Raw genomic sequence first — 19,672 nt, 5'->3', positions numbered from 1 at the left:
CATTAGCCGTCCGCATAGGTCGCATCCGCTGATTTCTACAAGGTTGTTGAACACACATGGTCATTCGCAGTTTTTTCGCTCAGGACAGTTCCAGCCTTGTCGTCACCTCAAGCCCCAATGGCGCCATCGTAGGCGATCCGATTATCAATAACTCGGACACACCAGACGGCACGATATTTGCCTATTCCGGTGGAACAGGCACCACAGTCACGTTGGACGACACGGGCGGAAGCCCGGATGTGTTCAACGACGACCAAGCGGGCGCTCATATCATAACGGACGGTGGCGGGCTGGTTGCAAACGGAACGCCGGTTGAATCTGAGTCCATTATCGTCGTGCGCGCCCTTGATGACGATGGAAACCCGACCGGGCCTGAAATCGAGGTTTACGTATTTTCCCAAAACGGGATCACATCTGACGTGTGGGGTTATGCTACGTCCGCACCTTTGGTGTCAGGCACGTCCTACATCAAAGTGTCCGGTTCCAATGCGGGCAGCTCACCTTATGATGACTACATTCCCTGCTTTGGCCCCGGCACGTTTATTCAGACTGCAGATGGCGAAGTCGATGTCGCCGATCTGAAACGCGGCCAATTGGTTTGGACCCGGGACGCAGGATATCAACCTATCCTCTGGATTGGCACAACCAAAGTGACAGGCCGTGGAGCCTTTGCACCCGTCGTGATCGAAGCGGGCGCAATTGGAAACGCCAGCAGGCTAGTCGTATCGCAGCAACACCGAGTATTGGTTTCGTCACCCGCGACCAGTATGTTGTTCGGCGCGTCCGAAGTGTTCGTTGCCGCCAAGCATCTTTGTGGCTTGCCCGGTATTGCGGTGCAGGAAATGGACGAAGTGACCTATACCCATTTCATGTTTGATCGACACCATATCGTGCGGTCAAACGGTGCACTGACCGAAAGCTATTACTACGGCGGCAGTGCAAAGCATGCGCTTTCAAAGGCTCAGCAATCCGAGATCCTTGCCTTGTTTCCTGAACTCGAATTTGGCGAACATTCTTTCGGAGAAACCGCGGCTGCAACGATCAACGCCCGAGAGGCTAGTGTTTTACGCGCCTATTTCTGATCAGGCATGAAAAAACCCGGGCCGCGCGGGCGACCCGGGTTCAATTCATACGGTAACAGCCAGGCTTATTCGCCTGCAGCAGCCGCCACATCCAGAGTCACACCTGGGCCCATGGTCGAGCTCAGCGCGATTTTCTTCATGTAGGTACCTTTGGCGCCCGACGGCTTGGCCTTGGCCACAGCCGAGACGAATGCGCGAACGTTTTCAGCCAGCTTGGCTTCGTCGAACGACGCTTTGCCAACGCCAGCGTGCACGACGCCGCCTTTTTCCGCCTTGAACTGAACTTCACCGCCCTTGGCTGCTTCCACGGCGGCTTTAACGTCCATGGTCACGGTGCCAACTTTGGGGTTCGGCATCAGGTTGCGGGGGCCCAGAACCTTACCCAGACGACCAACGATGGGCATCATGTCCGGGGTGGCGATGCAGCGATCGAATTCGATGGTGCCGCCCTGAATGGTTTCCATCAGGTCTTCTGCACCAACGATGTCTGCGCCTGCTTCTTTCGCTTCGTCAGCCTTGGGGCCACGCGCAAAAACAGCAACGCGCATCGCTTTGCCGGTGCCGTTCGGCAGGCCAACAACGCCGCGAACCATCTGGTCTGCGTGACGGGTGTCAACGCCCAGGTTCATCGCGATTTCGATGGTCTCGTCGAATTTCGAGGTTGCATTGGCTTTGACCAGGGCAACAGCGTCTTCGATCGACAGGTTTTCCTTGCCGGCGACAGCTTCGCGCGCAGCGCGGGTGCGTTTTCCAAGTTTTGCCATCTTACTTCACCTCGATGCCCATAGAGCGGGCCGAGCCCAGGATGATCTGCATTGCGCCTTCGACGTCGTTGGCGTTCAGATCTTTCATTTTGGCTTCGGCGATTTCGCGAACCTGCTTCGAGGTCACGGTTGCCACAGTCTCACGACCGGGGTTTTCCGCGCCACGGGGGCGGTTACGCTTGCCAACCGGCTTTAGGCCAGCGGCTTTTTTCAGGTAGTAAGACGCGGGCGGCGTCTTGATGTCCATGGTGAAGGACTTGTCCTGATAATAGGTGATCACGGTTGGGCACGGGGCGCCGGGCTCCATATCTGCGGTCTTGGCGTTGAACGCCTTGCAGAATTCCATGATGTTGATGCCGCGCTGACCCAGCGCCGGACCAACTGGCGGCGACGGGTTCGCCTGACCTGCAGGAACCTGCAGCTTCATTGTACCAGCAAGCTTCTTGGCCATTTGGTTTTCCTTTCAACGTAGGTGAAACGCGTTCCACCCGGTTTATGTTGCGTGGTCCGATCCGGGATCGCGATCCCTGCAATCTCCCACGAGAGAATCTCGCCCGAAGACGATAGAGGCGGCGTTTACAAGGGAATGTTGGGGTTGGCAAGAGGGTGAAGACCCAAGGTGTGCCATCGAATCAGCCCCGGCTGAAATTTGCCAGGGCAATCTATACTAACACCCGCAATTGCGGGTGGTTTTCCGAGCCAACCCCCTGAACAAAAAACGAAATCGCTTTGTCGACAGGGTGAAGATCACATCTTGCCCATTGCGCCTCCGCAATAGGAACAGCTGTGCTATAGTTCCGGAAATAAGGTATTTTTGGCGGAGGTTTATTATGATTTTTCGATCAATCGCAACGCTAGGTACTGCGTTCTCGCTTGCTGTTACTGCCCCGCAGATCGTTCGGGCGGACGCGGGTGAAATCCTGGGCGGTGCTGTTGTGGGTGGTGTCATCGGCTACGCAATTGGTAAAGAGCAAGGAAAAAAGCAAAGCCGCACCACGACGACAACGCGGACTTACCGACAGGGCATTCCATCAACCTCACAAGGCGCACAGACACAGACGGCTCTCAACTATTTTGGGTATAATGCCGGGCGCGTCGATGGTCAGGTTGGACGCGGCACACGGTCGGCCATAGAACGCTATCAGGCTTCGATGGGCTATCCGGTGAACGGATATGACTTTCCGCCCTACCAAAGTGACTTTCTGAATCAGGCGTACTTCTGGGCGACAAGCGGCGGTCAGGCCGCAACGCAATTGTCAGGCCAGCCGCTTTTGTTCGCCTATCGCCAACAGGTCCATAGCGGGGCTGCGCTGGCAGCCGCACCACAGGCACCTGCCCCGGTCACGCCGGTCGCGACGCCTCAGCCAGAGGCCGTTCCAGCGGCTGCACCGGTTGAGACCGCGTCGACCGAAACCGCATCGACCGGCAGTCTTCCAAGCTTGTTTGCTGGTGGTACGGCGCGGCCTTCGCTGGCCAACCGTTGTAGTGCGGTGATGCTCCAAACATCGACCAATGGCGGCTATACGACCTTGGCCAACATGTCTGACCCTGATTTCGCACTGAGCGAGCAGTTCTGCCTTGCTCGCAGCTATGCAATGGCGCGCGGAGAAGACCTGATACAGGATATTCAGGGGCTGACACCCGACCAGATCACTGCGCAATGCAATTCCTATGGTGAGATGATCAAAGCCCAAGTCGATGCATTGGCCCTGCATTCCAAGACAGATGCAGAGACGCAAATGCGCAAGCTTGCCTTGGATTCTGGCCTCAGCCCCGAGGACCTTGCCGCAACCAGCAAGGTTTGCCTGGCGATTGGCTACCGTCAGGACAACATGGACACAGCAGTTGGATCTGCCCTGATGTTGGTCGCAATGGGTGAGCCTGCCTATGGCGAGTTGATCGGCCATCACCTGCGTGAAGGATTCGGAGTGCCAGAGCGCCGAGACCTTGCCATGCAGTGGTATGATTCAAGCCTGTCAGCACTGGACGCTGGATCGCAGGCCGTTTTCCTGCCATCTCAAACTGATCGACCCGAGCTCTTGCGTGCCGCGATGGTGCAGGCTCAATAAGACGGATCACACAAGGCTGGCGACGCCAGCGTTACCAGAACGAAAAAACGCCGCGGTGCTTATGCATCGCGGCGTTTTATTCATGCAGTAGGGCTTGATCAGCTCTGCTTGGTGACCTGCGTAAAGTCCAGCTCGACTGGGGTTTCGCGACCGAAGATGGAAACCGAAACTTTCAGCTTCTGGTTCTCGTCGTCCACGCCCTCGACCATACCGTCGAAATCCTCGAACGGGCCGTCGTTGACCTTGACCTTTTCGCCAACCTCGAAGCTGATCATCAGCTTGGGCGCTTCTTCGCCTTCCTGAACGCGGTTCAGGATCTGGTTCACCTCGGCATCGCGCATCGGCATTGGGCGACCCTGCGGGCCAAGGAAGCCGGTGACCCGGTTGATCGAGTTCACAAGGTGATAGCCTTGATCCGACATCTCCATATGCACCAGAACATAGCCGGGCATGAAACGGCGTTCGGTCGTAACTTTCTTGCCCCGGCGCACTTCGATCACCTCTTCGGTGGGCACCAGAACTTCGTCAATGTCATCCTCAAGGCCGTGCTCTGCCACCGACGTGCGGATCTGCTCTGCGATCTTCTTTTCGAAATTCGAAAGAACGCTGACCGAGTACCACCGTTTCGCCATGAACCTGTCGTCCTTGTTTGCCTTTGGGCCGCGACTGCGCCCGTCGTTGAAATTCTATTGCGTCACCCGGAATAAAAAGCGGCGCGCGGTCCGAATCGCCGCACGCCCATTCCGAATAGTTCCGCGTGACCTACAAGGACATCGCGCGCGGTGCAAGGGGGAAGCAGTGATTACGCCCCGCCTGAGCAGGTTTAGCCGAATGCCCCGAGGATCAATTGCAGGCCGCCCCGAATACCCAGATCGACCAGTGCAAAGAATACGGCCGTCAGGGCCGCCATGATGAACACCATGACCGTGGTCAGCAGAACTTCGCGCCGCGTCGGCCAGACGACCTTTGCGACTTCGGCACGGACTTGCTGAATGAACTGGATCGGGTTTGTGGTGGCCATTTGGCGTGGTTCTCTCTGCTAGCGGATACGCGGGACATAACCGGGCATTGCGGCAATTTCAAGGGCTGTCAGGGCTTGGGCTTGTCATCCCATTCGTCACTCAGGATGCGCCGCGCGTCACCTTCGGGGTCGTCATACTGGTTCGAGCGGACCGTGTAGACAAACGCCACCAATCCAACCCCGCCAAGGAACAGGGAAATCGGTATCAGATAGGCCAGAACTTCCATATGCTTACCTTACACGCAGGGCGTTCAGAGACACGGTGATCGACGAGGTTGACATCGCCAGCGCCGCAATCAGCGGAGTTGCCAACCCTACCACAGCCAAGGGCACTGCGATGATATTGTAAACAGTCGCAATGCGGAAGTTTTCCCGAATCCGTTTTGTGGCTTTCACGGCCGTGTCGCAGGCATCTGCGATCGGCGAGAGGTCATTGCCCAAAAGCACGATGTCCGAAGCAACCCGCGCCGCATCCAACGCCGACGCCGGAGAGATCGATACATTCGCCGCAGCCAATGCGGCCGTATCGTTCAAACCGTCACCCACCATTAGGACGTGTTGGCCCTGATCCCTCAAACCCTGTACGCGTTTGGCCTTATCTTCCGGCAGCGCCTGTGCGATCCAGTTTTCGATACCCAACTTTTCCGCCAGTGCCTGAACCGCACCCTGTGTGTCGCCTGAGATCAAAATAACCTCTTTGCCAGCATCGCGGAACGCTTGTACCGCCTCGGCTGCGCCCGGCCGCAGGCTGTCTGAAAACAGGAATGCAACGGGCTCATGCCCAGCGACGGAAAGCCATGCAGCAGTCTGATCACCTTCTTCAGCGCCCGCCCATTGCGCGCGCCCCAGGCGAACAATCTGACCGCGCCAATTGCCTTCGGTGCCATACCCCGGAACCTCGGTGACGTCCCTAAGGGTCGCCGGTTTAACCCCGGCCGCGCGTGCGGACTTGGTCAAAGCAACGGACAGGGGGTGCGATGACGCCTCGGCCAAAGCCAACGCGATCTCAAGGTTGGCGCGGGAATGATCGCCCAGATTGGTCAGCTCTGGCGTGCCCGTGGTCAAGGTACCTGTCTTGTCGAAGACCACCGTATCGACCTCGGCCAGACGTTCCAGTGCGGTGGCATGTTTGATCAGCATCCCCTTCCGGAACAACCGCCCCGAGGCCGCCGTCGTCACCGCAGGCACGGCCAGACCAAGCGCACAGGGGCAGGTGATAATCAGCACAGCGGCAGCGATGTTCAGCGCGGTGCGGATATCGCCGGAATAGATATACCACCCCAGAAAGCTGAGCGCCGACAGGATATGAACCCCCGGCGCATAGAGCTTGGCCGCCTTGTCGGCCAGCGAGGTGTAACGCGACCGCCCGGATTCAGCGATGGCCACAAGATCAGCCATGCGATGTAGCGAGGTATCTTCGCCGACCGCAGTCGCCCGGATGGTCAGGGGACCGGTCAGGTTGACCTCACCCGCGCTGACAGGTTGACCCGTTTCCGCAAAGACAGGCAGTGTTTCCCCAGTCAGCAAAGACCGGTCGAGTTCGGACTGACCCGCAACGATTTCACCGTCTACGGGCATGCGCCCGCCGGGGCGCACAAGGATCAGATCGCCCACGTTCAGCGCGGCAACGGCGACTTCTTCTTCGACACCTCCTACCACGCGAATGGCACGCGGGACCTCCAGCGCGGTCAACTCTTCAGCCGCAGATCGGGCCGCCGCGCGTGTGCGATAGTCCAGGTATCGACCAGCCAGAAGAAAAAAGGTCAATGTAAGGGCCGCGTCGAAATAGGCATGCTCGCCACTCAGCGCGGTTTCCCAAAGGGACGTCATTAGGGCCAGAAGGATCGCCAGCACAATGGGAACGTCCATGTTCAGTCGACGAACCCGCAGCGCGCTCCAGGCATTGACGAAAAAGGGTTGCCCGGCAAATGCGATCGCGGGCAGCGCGATAGCAGCCGAAATCCAATGGAACATGTCTCGGGTGGCATCTGCAGCGCCGGACCAGACCGAAACGGACAACAGCATCACGTTCATTGATGCGAAGCCCGCGACCGCCAACCGCATCAGCAGATCGCGCCCCGCCCGATCGGATTGCGTCGCCGACAAAGCGCCTGGATCCAATTCATGCGCTTCGTACCCAGCGTGTTCCAGCACGGGGATCAGATCGGCGGCACGCAGATCGGCGCTCGCTTTGATCATCGCGCGTTTCAGCGTCAGGTTGACGCGCGCATCTTCGACGCCGGGCTGCGCGTTCAGTTCCCGTTCAACTGTCGCGATACAAGCAGAGCAGTGAATTCCGGGCAGTGACAACGCAATCTGCACATCCTGCGGGATCGGACGTGCCGGTTCCGCCGGTGCCGCAATGCACCCCGGACAGGCCGCAGTACCAGAGGTCATCTGCGCCGTCATACGTTACCCTTTCACATACAGCGGCACCCGCTGCGCAAATTCGGCACCATTGCTGTCTTTGGCTAGCATGCGGATGTTCCAGTTGCCCTGCCCCAAAGATGCAGGGGTGGTATATGCCCCGCCATCAAAAGTGAAATCGGGCGAAAAATCCTCTTTGACATGCGTGGCGCGCCCTACGACGGCCTGCAGTTCAGCCACCTTAACCGGTGCGCCGGTTTCATCCGTGATGTGCAGGATCAACAGGCCGCCCGATACTTCGGCGCGAATAAACCACCCCAGAGCCTGCTGTTCTTGCAGACGTTCATTGAACTCCTGACTCGCGACATACGAGTTTTTGACTTCAAGCCCGGGGAAGGTTTTTACCGCGCTGTAGGCCAGCACAAGGTTCACAGCGATAATCACGCCAAAGGCCGCAACAAATACAGCCAGAGCATGCTTGCCAGTAAATTGACGTTCAGCCATCTCAGTTACCTCGACCGTTAAACGTGGTGTCTTTGTAGGCGCGCTCGCCACTTTGCAGGTCTTCGACCCAGATCCGAACCGGCGTCACATCCGCCGCTGCGGGGCCCGTTTCACCATCGGCTACAATGTAAACACGGGTCAATTGTGCCGTATCCGCGGTGACATTGACAGTGTCTCCTTCTGCCCCCTCGATCTGAACCTCAAGGGCCGGATCGCCTGCGAGTGAAAGTTTGAATGCGCGTTCTTCGCCATGTTTGTTCCGCAGACGCACGTCATAGGTGTTGCGGATTGTGCCGTCTGATAGCGTTACAAAGGTTGGATTGCGGACAGGCGCTACGGTCAGGTCGATATCGGACCGGATGAACAAGGCAAACAACAGGGCAAGACCAACTGCAGACCACATCGCCGTATACATGATCGTCCGAGGCCGCAGAATGTGTTTCCAGATGTTCCGGGGCGGCTTACCTTCGCGCTCACGGGTTTCGTCGCTCAGTGCCATATAGTCGATCAGCCCGCGCGGCTTACCGATCTTGGCCATCATGTCATCGCAGGCGTCAATGCACAGCGCGCAGGTGATGCATTCCAGTTGCTGACCATCGCGAATGTCGATGCCGACAGGGCATACGTTCACGCAGGCCATACAGTCGATGCAATCCCCAAGCTCGGAATCCGCCGTTCGCTTACCCTTACCACGCGGCTCACCCCGCCATTCGCGGTAGCCGACCACAAGCGTGTCTTCGTCCATCATCGCCGCTTGAATACGGGGCCAGGGGCAGGCGTAGATACAAATCTGTTCCCGCGCGAACCCGCCGAACAGGAAGGTCGTACCCGTCAGGATCAACATCGTGGTATACGCCACAGGATGCGCGTTTCCGGTGACCAGATCACGCAGCAACGTCGGCGCATCGGCGAAATAGAACACCCACGCACCGCCCGTGGCCAAACCGATCAACAACCAAGCGGTCCATTTCGTGACCCGAAGCCGTGCCTTGCGAAAGTCCATCTTTTCCTGACGGTGCAAGCGCAGCCTGGCGTTCCGGTCACCTTCAATCCAGCGCTCGACCAGGATGTAAAGGTCAGTCCAGACTGTCTGCGGGCAAGCATAGCCGCACCACACACGCCCAAGCGCCGAGGTGAACAGAAACAGCCCCAGACCGGCCATGATCAACAGGCCCGCCACAAAGTAAAATTCGTGTGGCCAGATTTCGATCCAGAAAAAGTAAAACCGGCGGTTGGCCAGATCCAGCAACACCGCTTGATCCGGCAGGCTGGGTCCGCGGTCCCACCTGATCCACGGTGTGATGTAGTAGATGCCCAGTGTCACCGCCATGATGATCCATTTCAGATTACGAAACGGACCGGACACGCGCCGGGGGAAAATCGGCTCTCGTGCGGCGTAGAGACTGGGGGCGGGGTCGGAATCGCTCACGGAATGGCTCCAGATGTAGCTGTTTTTTCGGCGTCTTGTCCCAGATCACAAAGGTAAGCACTTTGACATGGGTCAAAAGCGCATCGTACAGACACCTTTTGTCACAGTTGGTCTGATTGCTGTTTCAGCCAACGCACAAAGGTTTTCACAGCAGGTCTTTGCTGCGTGTCATTGGTAACAATAAAGTAACCCGTTGTGTCCGGCTCGCGATACAGCTCGACAATGAGGCCTGAGGCTATGTCAGGTTCGACAAAATGCCGCGCCGTCACCGTTACACCCTGCCCCGCGCGCAGCCCATCCAGCAGCAGATTACCCGGCACCGAGATCCGCCCCGCCCTTGGGCTGTGTTCAACGCCTTTGCGCGCCAGCCAGGTGGTGGCTTCGGTTGTGCCCAACTCCTCCAGCCAGGGCAACTGGCTGAGCTCCTCTGGCGTCCAGGTCTCGCGGTTTCCAAGTAAGCTTTGCGCTGCAACGATGACCATCGGGCTTTGCAGCAATAACTGAGCATTGACGCCTGGCCAGCGACCGTTCCCGTAACGGATCGCAATGTCGACCCCACCTGGCCGTAAGTCGACCAGCTTCGGCGTTGGATCGATGGCCAGTGGAACCTCGGGATGTTCAGCCTGAAACGCAGGCAGGCGCGGCATGAGCCACGACGCCGCAAATGATGGGGTAAGAGACACATGAACCGGACGCTCGCTAGCCGTTTGCACAAGTTCCGAGATCGCGGTCCCGATTGCACCGAAACCCAGATGCAATGCCCGCGCAAGGTGTTCGCCCTCTGGGGTCAGCGTCATTGATTTTCCCGAGCGATCCAACAGGCTGACGCCAAGATGCTTTTCCAACGAACGCAAATGCTGGCTTATGGCAGCGTGGCTAACATTAAGCGCTCCACCTGCCTGCACAACGTTCCCGCATTCAGCAAACGCAGAAAAAGCGCGCAAAGACGCCAAGGGGGGAAATCTCATCCAATTCATCTGTAAGTCCAACTTACATTTCAGAATTGATATTGAGTCGCATTTCTCATGCCAAAACTCAATCCTTTCTTGGAAAGAACCGCATGAAAGGAATGCTCAGATGATTTCGATCCTTGCACGCAGCTTCATGGTCGCCAGTCGGAACGCGCCTGAACCCTGGCATCGTGACAGCCAAGACATCGAGTGGCTGCCGAAAAACCATTGGTGGAAAGAGAAAGACACCGACCGTAAGGGGATGTTTGCAGATCGCCCTAAAACCGACGGATGACTTGAGGAATGAGCACCGGCCGTTCAGGAAACGCGCGAACAGATAGAACAGCCGGTGCTACAGCCTTCGGGCGGTCAAACCGCCCGAAGGTGTTCTTTTGGCCTTATTGGCCGCCACCCAGTTGGTGGACGTATGCCGTGACCGCGCGGATTTGCGCTTCGGTCAGACGGTTTTCCCATGCGGGCATCACACCAAAGCGGCTGTAGGTGACCGTTTCAGTCAGTTCTTCTTCGCTGCCGCCAAACAACCAAATCGCATCGGTCAGGTTCGGAGCGCCCTGAAAGACGTCGCCCTTACCATCCTCGCCGTGGCACGCGGAACAATTGTCTTCATAGACAACCTTTCCTGCCTGCGCGGCTGCGTCATCGGTCTGTGCGTTGGTCAGCGACATTACGTACTGGACCACCTGCGCGATCTCTTCTTTCTCGAGCAGTTCTCCGAATGCAGGCATCTCGGAATAGCGCGCGTCGTCGCTTTCTTCATTCCGAATACCATAGGCAACGGTGTACTCGATATCCTCGAGCGACCCACCCCAGAGCCATGCGTCATCCAGCAGGTTCGGGAACCCCGGTGCGCCTTGTGCGCCGGACCCGTGGCACTGTGCACACCACGTACGGAAAACGGCACCGCCCGAGTTCACTGCAAATTGCTGCAGTTCAGCATCGGCCGAGATTTCCTCGAGCGGTGTTTCAACTAGCTTGGCGTTCCAGGGTGCGTTCGCCTCTTGGGCGGCCACGATTTCTTCCTGGACTTCTCCGCGAGAAGACCAACCTGTGACCCCGGCTGTTGCCGATTGAACCAAAGGCCATGCTGGATACATGATCGTGTAGATCACACCCCAGAAGATACAGGCGTAGAAGGTCCACAGCCACCAACGGGGCATCGGGTTGTCGAACTCTTCCAGACCGTCCCAGCTGTGTCCGGTTGTTTGCGGATCACCCGGCAGTTTTTCAGGTGTCTTACTCATGGCCGCGCCTCCTTGGATTCGGCGGGTTTATCTTGATGCCGGAAGGGGATGTTGGCGGTGTCTTTGTATTCCTTGCTAGCACCGGGGCGGAAAACCCAGATCACGATGCCAATGAAGAACGTAAAGAGCAGCAGCAACATCCAGCTATCCGCGAACTCTCGAAGAAGTGTGTAAAGTTCCATCTCACCCTCCCTCAGCGGCTTGCGTCCGGGGTGAAGGTCGAGAAGTCGACCAGCGTGCCCAGCATCTGCAGATAAGCGATCAGCGCATCAGCTTCGGTCAAATCGGACTGACCGTCGAAGTTACGCACGTTGACCTTGTCGCCGTAGCGTTCCAGCAACCCGTCAAAATCGCTGTCCGGATCGGCCTGCGCGCGGAAGTCAGCCTCGGCGTTGGCGAGCATTTCCTCGGTATAGGGCGTGCCCACAACCGCATTGGCCTTCATGATGTCACCAATGTATTCACCGTTCAGCTTACGGGTTTCGAGGAAGCCATATTTTGGCATCACCGATTCCGGCACCACCGATTGCGCGTCGCGTAAGTGGCGAACATGCCAGTCATCCGAATAGCGACCACCGACACGTGCCAGATCAGGCCCGGTCCGCTTTGACCCCCACTGGAACGGGTGGTCATACATCGACTCTGCCGCCAGCGAGTAGTGGCCATAGCGTTCGACCTCATCCCGCATCGGACGGATCATCTGGCTGTGGCAGACATAGCAGCCTTCGCGCAGATAAATCTCACGTCCCGCCATTTCGAGAGGGGTGTAAGGGCGCATGCCCTCCACCTTCTCGATGGTGTTCTCAAGATAGAACAGCGGGGTGATCTGAACGATGCCACCGATGGTTACGACCAGAAAGCTGAATACCAGCAGGAGGGTCGCGTTGGTCTCGAGGATTTTATGTTTGTCGAGAATTGCCATTGCTCCGGCCCTCCTTATTCAGCCGGGACCGCAACGGTCAGGCTGGCCTCTTTGGCCGGTGCCTTCCGCACAGTCATCCACAGGTTGTAGCACATGATCAGCGAGCCAGCGACGAACATCACGCCACCCAGCGCACGCACCACGTACATCGGGAACTTGGCAGCCACGGTGTCAGCGAACGAGTTCACCAGGAAGCCGTTGGCATCCACTTCACGCCACATCAGGCCTTCCATGATACCGGTGACCCACATCGACGCGGCGTAAAGCACGATGCCGATAGTGGCGAGCCAGAAGTGCCAGCTGACCAGTTGCAGCGAGTACAGACGCTCGCGCTTCCACAGAACAGGCACCAGGAAGTACAGCGCACCGAATGTGATCATACCGTTCCAGCCCAGCGCGCCTGAATGCACGTGACCAATGGTCCAGTCGGTGTAGTGGCTCAGCGAGTTTACGGCGCGGATCGACATCATCGGACCCTCAAAGGTGGACATGCCGTAGAAGCCGACCGAGATCACCATCATCCGGATAACCGGGTCGGTGCGCAGCTTGTCCCATGCGCCCGAGAGCGTCATCAGACCGTTGATCATACCACCCCACGAAGGCATCCACAGCACGACCGAGAACACCATGCCCAGCGTCGAGGCCCAGTCAGGCAGCGCGGTATAGTGCAGGTGGTGCGGACCCGCCCAGATATACAGGAAGATCAGGGCCCAGAAGTGGATGATCGACAGCTTGTATGAAAAGACCGGACGCTCGGCCTGTTTCGGGATGAAGTAGTACATCATGCCCAGGAAACCCGCAGTCAGGAAGAAGCCCACAGCGTTGTGGCCGTACCACCACTGGATCATGGCGTCTTGAACACCCGACCAGACGATGACCGATTTCGAACCCCAGATGCTGACCGGAATGGTGATATTGTTCACCACGTGCAACATCGCGACGGTGACGATAAAGGCCAGATAGAACCAGTTCGCAACGTAGATATGCGGCTCTTTCCGCTTGACGACAGTGCCCAGGAAAACGGCCAAATAGGCCACCCAGACAATGGTCAGCCACAGATCAACATACCATTCGGGTTCTGCATATTCCTTGGACTGCGTTCCGCCCAGGATATAACCTGTGGCCGCCAGCACGATGAATAGCTGATACCCCCAGAATACGAACCATGCGAGGTTCCCACCCCACAGACGCGCGGCGCTGGTGCGTTGAACGACATAGAACGAGGTCGCCAGCAGCGCGTTACCGCCAAAGGCAAAAATCACGGCCGAGGTGTGCAGCGGGCGCAAACGGCCAAAGTTCATGTATCCCTGCGCCCATTCGAAGTTGAGCACCGGAAAGGCCAATTGAAACGCGATAAAGGTCCCCGCAAGGAACCCGACCACACCCCAAAAAGCAGTAGCGATCACGCCGTAGCGGATCACACCATCCATGTATTCGCCCGAGCGGTCTACGAACGTATCTGGCTCATCCGTGTTTCTAAGCGTCCAGATGAACAAACCACCGGCGATCAACATCACCAGAATTGCATGCACCTGATACGCCAAATCGCGTGCATAATTGGTCGCGATCGCCGCGAAGACCGCGATCAGACCAAGCACGATCAGCTTGATGTAATTTGACATATTGCGTCCCTTTGCCATGCCCAACGCGATTCTTCATTTCGGTCGGGCCCTTTTGACTGGATGCTGTTTTGTCCGAGGGCAGCCGCAACTGCTTTGATCTGTGTCAAGACAGATCGCGGAATACTATGACAATGCTTAAGAAACGACTGGGCTGGAACGTCGCATGCGCCCTGGCCCTGAAGGCAAGAGGTCACCATGGCTTACAAATCTCTTCTCACTGTCATGACGGATGCAAAGCAGTCAAATTCGGCGCTTGAACAGATGGTTGCGCTGTCTTCGGCGCAGGACTCGCATGCCGAAGCCTTGTGCCTTGGCGTCGACCGCAGCCAGACCGGCTACTATTATGCGGGTGCGAATGCTTTGATCCTTCAGGAAACCCTGAGCCGTGCTAACGCCGAGGCCGACGAAGTACTGGCCTACGCCAAGGATTACCTTGGCAAATCCGGCGTCCGGTGGTCGGCTGAAAGCGGGGTTGCCCAGATTTCCGACCTTGGGCGTCACGTCGCGCACAGGGCACGGTTTTCGGATCTTGTCGTGCTGCCTCAGCCCTATGGCGAAGGCCGGGGCGTAGAAGCAGAGCCTATCGTCGAGGCAGCGATGTTTGATGGCCACGCACCCGTTCTGATTGTTCCGGACAAAGCGACGCCTTTTGGGCAACCGGGCACCGTTCTGATTGGTTGGAACGAAAGCGTCGAAGCCATGCGGGCCATTCGATGTGCGTTACCGTTTCTGATTGCGGCAGAACAGGTGCGGATCGTGGTCATTGACCCACCCCGTCACGGGCCGGATCGCTCCGACCCCGGCGGGATGCTGTCGCAGATGCTGTCCCGTCACGGCGTGAAATGCGAGATTGATGTTCTGAGTAAAACCATGACCCGCGTGTCGGACATACTGAACCGCCATGCCATGGATACTGAGGCCGACATGATCGTCATGGGGGCTTATGGCCATTCGCGGTTCCGCGAAGCCATCCTTGGCGGCGCGACGCGGAACATGCTGGAACAATCGGCTGTTCCCGTGTTTCTGGCGCACTGAGGGACGGCGGGCAGCCGCTATCCCTTTTTAACCAGCCCGATTAGGAACAGTAGAATTATCGCTCCAATCGTGGCCGAGAAGATCGACGAAAACAGGCCACCGCCTACAGCAAAGCCCAGCGCAGGAAAGATCGTGCCCGCCAGAAACGCGCCCACGACGCCAACAATGATGTTTCCAATCAGGCCAAAGCCACGGCCTTCCATGATCTTTCCTGACAGCCATCCGGCGACTGCGCCAATAAACAACATGGCCAGCAAGCTGCTGAACTGCATGGCTTTCTCCTGATATTGTTAGCGTCCGGGCAATTTAATCACGGCTTGCCCGCTGCGTCACCCTGCAAGGACGTCAGACAAGGAACCCGCCGTCAGAGTCATCACCCGCCTCTTCCATCAAGCGCCCCATGTCGGGGATCGTGACGTGGCGCTTGCCTTCCAACGCAATCACTTCGTCTTTTTTCAACGCCGAAATCTGACGACTGACCGTTTCCAGTGTCAGTCCCAGATAATCTGCCATCGCTTCGCGGGTCAGGGGCAGGTCAAACACAATTGGTCCGGTGTTGCCTTTCTGGTTAATCGACGCATCCCGACGGGCGATGATCGACAACAGGCTGGCAATCTTTTCACGCGCGGTCTTGCGGCCCAAGACCAGCATCCATTCCCGCGCCGCATCGAGTTCGTCCAACGTCATCTGCAATAGGCGATGGGCGATATGGGGTGTCTCGCTCATCAGGACTTCAAAAGGCTTCTTGCGGAAACAGCACATCACCAGATCGGTGGTCGCCTGAACATCATATGGAGCCGAATCGCGACCGGGCCGACCAACAAAGTCGCTGGGCAGCAAAAGACCCACCATTTGGGTCCGTCCATCCTCCATCGTCTGTGTCAACGATGCGATACCAGACACAACCGAGCCCACAAAATTCATCTGATCCCCTGACCAGATGATCGTCTGCCCTGCCTCGAAACTGCGATAATACTTAATTTCTTCAAGCGCTTGCAGCTCATCGGCTTCGCAGTGCGCACAAACAGCCCGGTGGCGAATCGGGCAATCAGCACAGTTGGTGTGGTCGATCTTGAATATCGGTGTCATGCGCGTTCCCACTTGATCTCTGTCAAGGCAGCTTGGTTGGCCGTGCTCTAACGGTATCGCTATGATAGTGAAACCACAACTGGCACGGCTTGGACTATTTGACGCTAAAGTTCCGCGTTACACAAGCTATCCCACCGCACCCCACTTCAGCAATGATGTGGGGTCAAGTCATTTTGAAGATTGGATTTCCGGGATCAAACCCGGTAGCGCCGTCTCGCTTTATGTCCATGTTCCATTCTGCCGTCGCCTGTGCTGGTTTTGCGCTTGCCGGACGCAGGGAACCCAAACCGACAACCCGGTTATCGCCTATGTCGACGTTCTGAAAGCCGAGCTGGACTTGCTAGCAGCCCGGTTGCCCGAAGGCGTAACCCTATCGCGCCTGCACTGGGGTGGCGGTACACCGACATTGCTAAACGCCGATCTTATGCGCGATCTGGCCTCTCGGATCCTAAGCATTGTTCCGTTTGGTCCGGGCGCTGAATTCTCGGTCGAGATTGATCCGAACGAGATCGACGAAGTGCGTCTGGATGCGCTGGCCGAGGCAGGCATGAACCGCGCCTCGATCGGGATTCAGGATTTCGATGACGAGATTCAGAAAACAATCGGTCGCATTCAGAGTTACGACACGACGCGCCGCGCAGCCGAGATGATCCGGGCCCGAGGCATTAACAGCCTGAACGCCGATATTCTTTATGGCCTGCCCCATCAGACCAAGTCACGGATGACCGAAAGCGTGCAAAAGCTTCTTTCGCTCAGCCCTGATCGCGTCGCGCTGTATGGGTATGCGCATGTTCCCTGGATGGCCAAACGTCAGCAGATGATCCCGTCTGACGCTCTGCCCACCCCCGAAAAACGGCTGGACCTGTTCGATACAGCACGTCGCCTTTTCATGTGGGATAACTATGCCGAGATCGGCATCGACCATTTCGCCACGCAGTATGACGGTCTGACCCACGCCCTGAAGGCTGGACGACTCAAGCGGAACTTCCAGGGATACACAGATGACCAGGCTGAGGTTTTGATCGGCGTTGGTGCCAGCTCGATCTCGCGGTTCCCTCAGGGCTATGCCCAGAATGCTCCTGCGACGTCGGCACATACCAAGGCAATCCGCGAAGGGCGTTTTTCGACATCGCGTGGACATGTGTTCAAAGGGCAGGACGTGTTGCGAGGGCGCCTGATCGAGGCACTCATGTGCGATTTCCAGATCAAGTCGGCAGAGATTCTGAAAGCCCACGACATCACGGCGGCCCAATTGCAAGAGATGTACCGAGCGGCAAATGCAGCGTTCGACAACCTTCTGACGGTCACCGAGGATGGGTTGTTCATTCCGCCCGAAGCCCGTGCCTTAACGCGCATGATCGCCCGCAGCTTTGATGCATATGACCTTAGCAAAGCTGGTCACAGCTCGGCGATCTAAGCCGGTTCACGCGGGTCCGGTCCGGGCCTTCACGTTGAAAAAATGCACAGGGGCTTGACGCGGGCCTCTGGTTTTCTCCACACTCGAACGGTGCGATCCGCACCCTGAGGCAGGTGAATTCGCAGACAGTTCATGCCAACGCATCCGCGTGGGACAACCCTTTTCGTGCAGGTATTTCTGCAACCTGAAAGAGGGACAGCACCCATGCGCGTTTTCACCGTCCTCGGCCCCAGCCAATCGGGCAAAACCACTCTAGTCGAGGCCATCAGCCGCCTCGACGGGCGACCCACGACATTCGATGTTTCAGGAACCGTGCATTTGCACGGTTTTTCTTACTTGGACGAACCCTGGTGTGCGATCGACGTTGATGGCGGCGGGGATAATCTGGGCTATGTCGGCCCGGCGATGGCAATCTCGGACGCGGCCGTGGTGGTGGTTCCACCCGACCCTGACGCATCCGTGTTATGCGCGCCGTATCTGCGACTGGTCGAAGAGGCCGGGATCCCGTGTTTCCTGTTCATCAACCGAATGGACAGCCCCAATGGCCGAATTCGCGACATCATCGCCACCCTGCAGACCTATTGCACGCATCACATTGCCCTGCGTCAGGTTCCGATCCGCGAGGGCGACACGATCATCGGTGCGGTTGATCTGATCTCGGAACGCGCGTGGAAGTACCAAGAGGGCCAACCGTCAGCCCTGATCGAACTGCCGCAATCCGTCGAAGATCGCGAACAGGAAGCGCGGGTCGAGCTGCTGGAAACGCTGTCTGACTTTGATGATCATCTGCTCGAGCAACTGATCGAGGACAAACAACCAGCCAGTGCAGAAGTCTATGACCTGGCCGCACAGGTGCTGCAGAACCATCAACTGATCCCGGCCTGTCTGGGGGCCGCAAGTCACGGCAATGGCCTGACCCGTCTGATGAAGGCGCTTCGTCACGAAGCACCGGAATTTGACATTGCCGCCGGTCGCGACGAAGCCGCCGAGAACGCACGCGCCATTGCCGGGTTCGCGGACGTCAAAAAGCACATCGGCAAGATTATCGTACTCCGCGGTCTCGGGGACGGTGTACGCGCGCACGAGGCTCTGGGGGGCGAGACGGTCGGCAACCTGACTACGCTGGACGCGAAAACACAAATCTCACAACTGGAGGCCGGGCAAATCGGTCTGGCTGTGAAATCCGACCACCTCAATCCCAGCAATATCTATGACAGCAAGGGGGCCGCGCCCCTGCCGGAATGGGCCTCATCGCACCCCGCCGCGCACCGTCAGGTTGTTTCACCCGCGCATGAACGTGATGATGTTCGCCTGTCAAACGCGCTGACCCGCCTGGTCGAGATCGATCCCGGTCTGCATTTGGGACAAGACGAATTGAGCGGCCACGCCGTTCTGGGATCTCAAGGCCCACAGCATCTGCGGCGCGTTTCGGCCAAACTGGCCGAAGACTTTGGGATCGAGATTGTTACCGATCCGGTTGAAACCGCGTACCGCGAAACCATTCGCGCGCCCATCGAGCATCGGCACCGTCACCGCAAGCAATCCGGCGGGGCTGGGCAATTTGCCGATGTGGTGATCTCGGTGGCGCCGATGCCACGTGGCTCGGGCTTTCAGTTCGAAGAGATCGTCAAGGGCGGCGCGGTTCCCCGCAACTATATCCCGTCTGTCGAGCATGGTGCGAAAGACGCGTTGGAACAGGGGCCGGAAGGGTTCCCCGTGGTCGATGTCAAAGTCACGCTAAGCGACGGCAAGCACCACAATGTGGACAGTTCGGATTTCGCGTTCCGAACGGCTGGCAAGAACGCGGTGCGTGAGGCACTGCCTCAGGCCAAGCCCGTCGTGCTGCAGCCAATACTCAACGCCGAGATTCACCTGCCGTCGGACTTCGTCGGTGATCTGGTTCCCACGATCAGTTCCTTGCAGGGGCAAGTGCTGGGGTTCGAAGGCAACCCGAACGCCTCAGGCTGGGAGATATTCAATGCCCAACTGCCCGCTGTTGCCGAAGATGAACTGCACAGAAGTCTCGCCAGCGCTACGCGTGGTACCGGTTGGGTCAAACTGAGCTTTGATCACTATGAGGAATTGCGCGGCCCGGTTCCCAAACCTGCTGTTCGGGAACCGGCAAACGCCTGAAAAGAA

The 19,672-nt window shown here is 57.8% G+C and carries 21 protein-coding genes; 6 read left to right on the top strand and 15 right to left on the bottom strand.

Going from position 1 to position 19,672, the window contains the following annotated elements:
- The first annotated feature begins 56 nt into the window (after positions 1–56).
- Complete coding sequence (locus tag ACR0DG_RS14120; protein ID WP_480697908.1) at positions 57–1,082, top strand: Hint domain-containing protein; 1,026 nt, start codon at positions 57–59, stop codon at positions 1,080–1,082.
- Between the two features lie 65 nt (positions 1,083–1,147).
- Here the strand turns inward: ACR0DG_RS14120 and rplA are convergent, their stop codons facing one another.
- Both rplA and rplK read right to left on the bottom strand, forming a co-directional pair.
- Entirely contained in the window at positions 1,148–1,846 is a 699-nt protein-coding gene (gene rplA, locus ACR0DG_RS14115) for a 50S ribosomal protein L1 (protein WP_170355304.1), read from the bottom strand.
- Position 1,847: 1 nt separating this feature from the next.
- Positions 1,848–2,297 carry a 50S ribosomal protein L11 gene (gene rplK / locus ACR0DG_RS14110; RefSeq protein WP_010440985.1) on the bottom strand — a complete coding sequence of 150 codons (450 nt, stop codon included), beginning with the start codon at positions 2,295–2,297 and terminating at the stop codon, positions 1,848–1,850.
- A 379-nt stretch (positions 2,298–2,676) separates the two neighbouring features.
- On the opposite strand from rplK, the gene ACR0DG_RS14105 reads away from it, so the two are divergent.
- Positions 2,677–3,915 carry a peptidoglycan-binding domain-containing protein gene (locus ACR0DG_RS14105; RefSeq protein ID WP_480697909.1) on the top strand — a complete coding sequence of 413 codons (1,239 nt, stop codon included), beginning with the start codon at positions 2,677–2,679 and terminating at the stop codon, positions 3,913–3,915.
- 98 nt (positions 3,916–4,013) lie between these two features.
- On the opposite strand, the gene nusG is transcribed toward ACR0DG_RS14105, so the two are convergent.
- The 7 genes from nusG to ACR0DG_RS14070 form a co-directional block, all read right to left on the bottom strand.
- Positions 4,014–4,547, bottom strand: coding sequence for a transcription termination/antitermination protein NusG (gene nusG / locus ACR0DG_RS14100; RefSeq protein ID WP_170355307.1), 534 nt, complete (start codon positions 4,545–4,547; stop codon positions 4,014–4,016).
- Between the two features lie 191 nt (positions 4,548–4,738).
- Positions 4,739–4,936, bottom strand: coding sequence for a preprotein translocase subunit SecE (secE, locus tag ACR0DG_RS14095; protein ID WP_171124314.1), 198 nt, complete (start codon positions 4,934–4,936; stop codon positions 4,739–4,741).
- Between the two features lie 68 nt (positions 4,937–5,004).
- Positions 5,005–5,163 carry a cbb3-type cytochrome oxidase assembly protein CcoS gene (ccoS, locus tag ACR0DG_RS14090; RefSeq protein WP_170355309.1) on the bottom strand — a complete coding sequence of 53 codons (159 nt, stop codon included), beginning with the start codon at positions 5,161–5,163 and terminating at the stop codon, positions 5,005–5,007.
- A gap of 4 nt (positions 5,164–5,167) precedes the next feature.
- Positions 5,168–7,345: a heavy metal translocating P-type ATPase gene (locus ACR0DG_RS14085; protein ID WP_480697910.1), complete on the bottom strand. Its 2,178-nt coding sequence runs from the start codon at positions 7,343–7,345 to the stop codon at positions 5,168–5,170.
- 3 nt (positions 7,346–7,348) lie between these two features.
- On the bottom strand, positions 7,349–7,807 hold the full coding sequence (locus ACR0DG_RS14080) for a FixH family protein (RefSeq protein ID WP_480697911.1): 459 nt from the start codon (positions 7,805–7,807) through the stop codon (positions 7,349–7,351).
- A gap of 1 nt (position 7,808) precedes the next feature.
- Positions 7,809–9,236 (bottom strand): cytochrome c oxidase accessory protein CcoG, encoded by a 1,428-nt coding sequence (gene ccoG, locus ACR0DG_RS14075; protein WP_480697912.1) that lies wholly within the window; start codon positions 9,234–9,236, stop codon positions 7,809–7,811.
- Positions 9,237–9,337: 101 nt separating this feature from the next.
- Entirely contained in the window at positions 9,338–10,213 is an 876-nt protein-coding gene (locus ACR0DG_RS14070) for a LysR family transcriptional regulator (protein ID WP_480697913.1), read from the bottom strand.
- Positions 10,214–10,313: 100 nt separating this feature from the next.
- Between ACR0DG_RS14070 and ACR0DG_RS14065 the strand changes: the two genes are divergently transcribed.
- Positions 10,314–10,481 (top strand): hypothetical protein, encoded by a 168-nt coding sequence (locus tag ACR0DG_RS14065; protein WP_480697914.1) that lies wholly within the window; start codon positions 10,314–10,316, stop codon positions 10,479–10,481.
- 103 nt (positions 10,482–10,584) lie between these two features.
- Here the strand turns inward: ACR0DG_RS14065 and ccoP are convergent, their stop codons facing one another.
- Genes ccoP through ccoN form a run of 4 tightly spaced genes read right to left on the bottom strand, consistent with a single transcriptional unit; the run spans position 10,585 to position 13,992 of the window.
- Positions 10,585–11,448, bottom strand: coding sequence for a cytochrome-c oxidase, cbb3-type subunit III (gene ccoP / locus ACR0DG_RS14060; protein ID WP_480697915.1), 864 nt, complete (start codon positions 11,446–11,448; stop codon positions 10,585–10,587).
- Positions 11,445–11,630 (bottom strand): cbb3-type cytochrome c oxidase subunit 3, encoded by a 186-nt coding sequence (locus tag ACR0DG_RS14055; protein ID WP_480697916.1) that lies wholly within the window; start codon positions 11,628–11,630, stop codon positions 11,445–11,447. The genes ccoP and ACR0DG_RS14055 overlap by 4 nt, the downstream gene beginning before the upstream one ends.
- Positions 11,631–11,641: 11 nt before the next feature.
- Positions 11,642–12,370, bottom strand: a complete 729-nt coding sequence (gene ccoO / locus ACR0DG_RS14050) for a cytochrome-c oxidase, cbb3-type subunit II (protein WP_480697917.1) — start codon at positions 12,368–12,370, stop codon at positions 11,642–11,644.
- A gap of 14 nt (positions 12,371–12,384) precedes the next feature.
- Positions 12,385–13,992 (bottom strand): cytochrome-c oxidase, cbb3-type subunit I, encoded by a 1,608-nt coding sequence (ccoN, locus tag ACR0DG_RS14045; RefSeq protein WP_480697918.1) that lies wholly within the window; start codon positions 13,990–13,992, stop codon positions 12,385–12,387.
- 195 nt (positions 13,993–14,187) lie between these two features.
- Between ccoN and ACR0DG_RS14040 the strand changes: the two genes are divergently transcribed.
- Entirely contained in the window at positions 14,188–15,027 is an 840-nt protein-coding gene (locus tag ACR0DG_RS14040; RefSeq protein WP_480697919.1) for a universal stress protein, read from the top strand.
- 17 nt (positions 15,028–15,044) lie between these two features.
- Here the strand turns inward: ACR0DG_RS14040 and ACR0DG_RS14035 are convergent, their stop codons facing one another.
- On the bottom strand, positions 15,045–15,299 hold the full coding sequence (locus tag ACR0DG_RS14035) for a GlsB/YeaQ/YmgE family stress response membrane protein (protein ID WP_480697920.1): 255 nt from the start codon (positions 15,297–15,299) through the stop codon (positions 15,045–15,047).
- 73 nt (positions 15,300–15,372) lie between these two features.
- The gene (gene fnrL / locus ACR0DG_RS14030; protein ID WP_480697921.1) at positions 15,373–16,116 is read right to left on the bottom strand and encodes a transcriptional regulator FnrL; all 744 of its coding nucleotides are present in this window, start codon (positions 16,114–16,116) and stop codon (positions 15,373–15,375) included.
- A 61-nt stretch (positions 16,117–16,177) separates the two neighbouring features.
- On the opposite strand from fnrL, the gene hemN reads away from it, so the two are divergent.
- Positions 16,178–17,533, top strand: a complete 1,356-nt coding sequence (gene hemN / locus ACR0DG_RS14025) for an oxygen-independent coproporphyrinogen III oxidase (RefSeq protein ID WP_480697922.1) — start codon at positions 16,178–16,180, stop codon at positions 17,531–17,533.
- 204 nt (positions 17,534–17,737) lie between these two features.
- Positions 17,738–19,666, top strand: coding sequence for an elongation factor G (locus ACR0DG_RS14020; RefSeq protein WP_480697923.1), 1,929 nt, complete (start codon positions 17,738–17,740; stop codon positions 19,664–19,666).
- Positions 19,667–19,672 lie beyond the last annotated feature (6 nt).

The organism is Ruegeria sp. BG8 (assembly GCF_056538325.1).
This window is presented reverse-complemented; position numbering and strand designations above follow the sequence as displayed.

Coding starts and splice junctions, on each gene's coding strand:
- ACR0DG_RS14120 (WP_480697908.1), top strand. CDS start 57: ATGGTCATTCGCAGTTTTTTCGCTCAGGACAGTTCCAGCCTTGTCGTC.
- rplA (WP_170355304.1), bottom strand. CDS start 1,846: ATGGCAAAACTTGGAAAACGCACCCGCGCTGCGCGCGAAGCTGTCGCC.
- rplK (WP_010440985.1), bottom strand. CDS start 2,297: ATGGCCAAGAAGCTTGCTGGTACAATGAAGCTGCAGGTTCCTGCAGGT.
- ACR0DG_RS14105 (WP_480697909.1), top strand. CDS start 2,677: ATGATTTTTCGATCAATCGCAACGCTAGGTACTGCGTTCTCGCTTGCT.
- nusG (WP_170355307.1), bottom strand. CDS start 4,547: ATGGCGAAACGGTGGTACTCGGTCAGCGTTCTTTCGAATTTCGAAAAG.
- secE (WP_171124314.1), bottom strand. CDS start 4,936: ATGGCCACCACAAACCCGATCCAGTTCATTCAGCAAGTCCGTGCCGAA.
- ccoS (WP_170355309.1), bottom strand. CDS start 5,163: ATGGAAGTTCTGGCCTATCTGATACCGATTTCCCTGTTCCTTGGCGGG.
- ACR0DG_RS14085 (WP_480697910.1), bottom strand. CDS start 7,345: ATGACGGCGCAGATGACCTCTGGTACTGCGGCCTGTCCGGGGTGCATT.
- ACR0DG_RS14080 (WP_480697911.1), bottom strand. CDS start 7,807: ATGGCTGAACGTCAATTTACTGGCAAGCATGCTCTGGCTGTATTTGTT.
- ACR0DG_RS14070 (WP_480697913.1), bottom strand. CDS start 10,213: ATGAATTGGATGAGATTTCCCCCCTTGGCGTCTTTGCGCGCTTTTTCT.
- ACR0DG_RS14065 (WP_480697914.1), top strand. CDS start 10,314: ATGATTTCGATCCTTGCACGCAGCTTCATGGTCGCCAGTCGGAACGCG.
- ccoP (WP_480697915.1), bottom strand. CDS start 11,448: ATGAGTAAGACACCTGAAAAACTGCCGGGTGATCCGCAAACAACCGGA.
- ACR0DG_RS14055 (WP_480697916.1), bottom strand. CDS start 11,630: ATGGAACTTTACACACTTCTTCGAGAGTTCGCGGATAGCTGGATGTTG.
- ccoO (WP_480697917.1), bottom strand. CDS start 12,370: ATGGCAATTCTCGACAAACATAAAATCCTCGAGACCAACGCGACCCTC.
- ccoN (WP_480697918.1), bottom strand. CDS start 13,992: ATGTCAAATTACATCAAGCTGATCGTGCTTGGTCTGATCGCGGTCTTC.
- ACR0DG_RS14040 (WP_480697919.1), top strand. CDS start 14,188: ATGGCTTACAAATCTCTTCTCACTGTCATGACGGATGCAAAGCAGTCA.
- ACR0DG_RS14035 (WP_480697920.1), bottom strand. CDS start 15,299: ATGCAGTTCAGCAGCTTGCTGGCCATGTTGTTTATTGGCGCAGTCGCC.
- fnrL (WP_480697921.1), bottom strand. CDS start 16,116: ATGACACCGATATTCAAGATCGACCACACCAACTGTGCTGATTGCCCG.
- hemN (WP_480697922.1), top strand. CDS start 16,178: ATGATAGTGAAACCACAACTGGCACGGCTTGGACTATTTGACGCTAAA.
- ACR0DG_RS14020 (WP_480697923.1), top strand. CDS start 17,738: ATGCGCGTTTTCACCGTCCTCGGCCCCAGCCAATCGGGCAAAACCACT.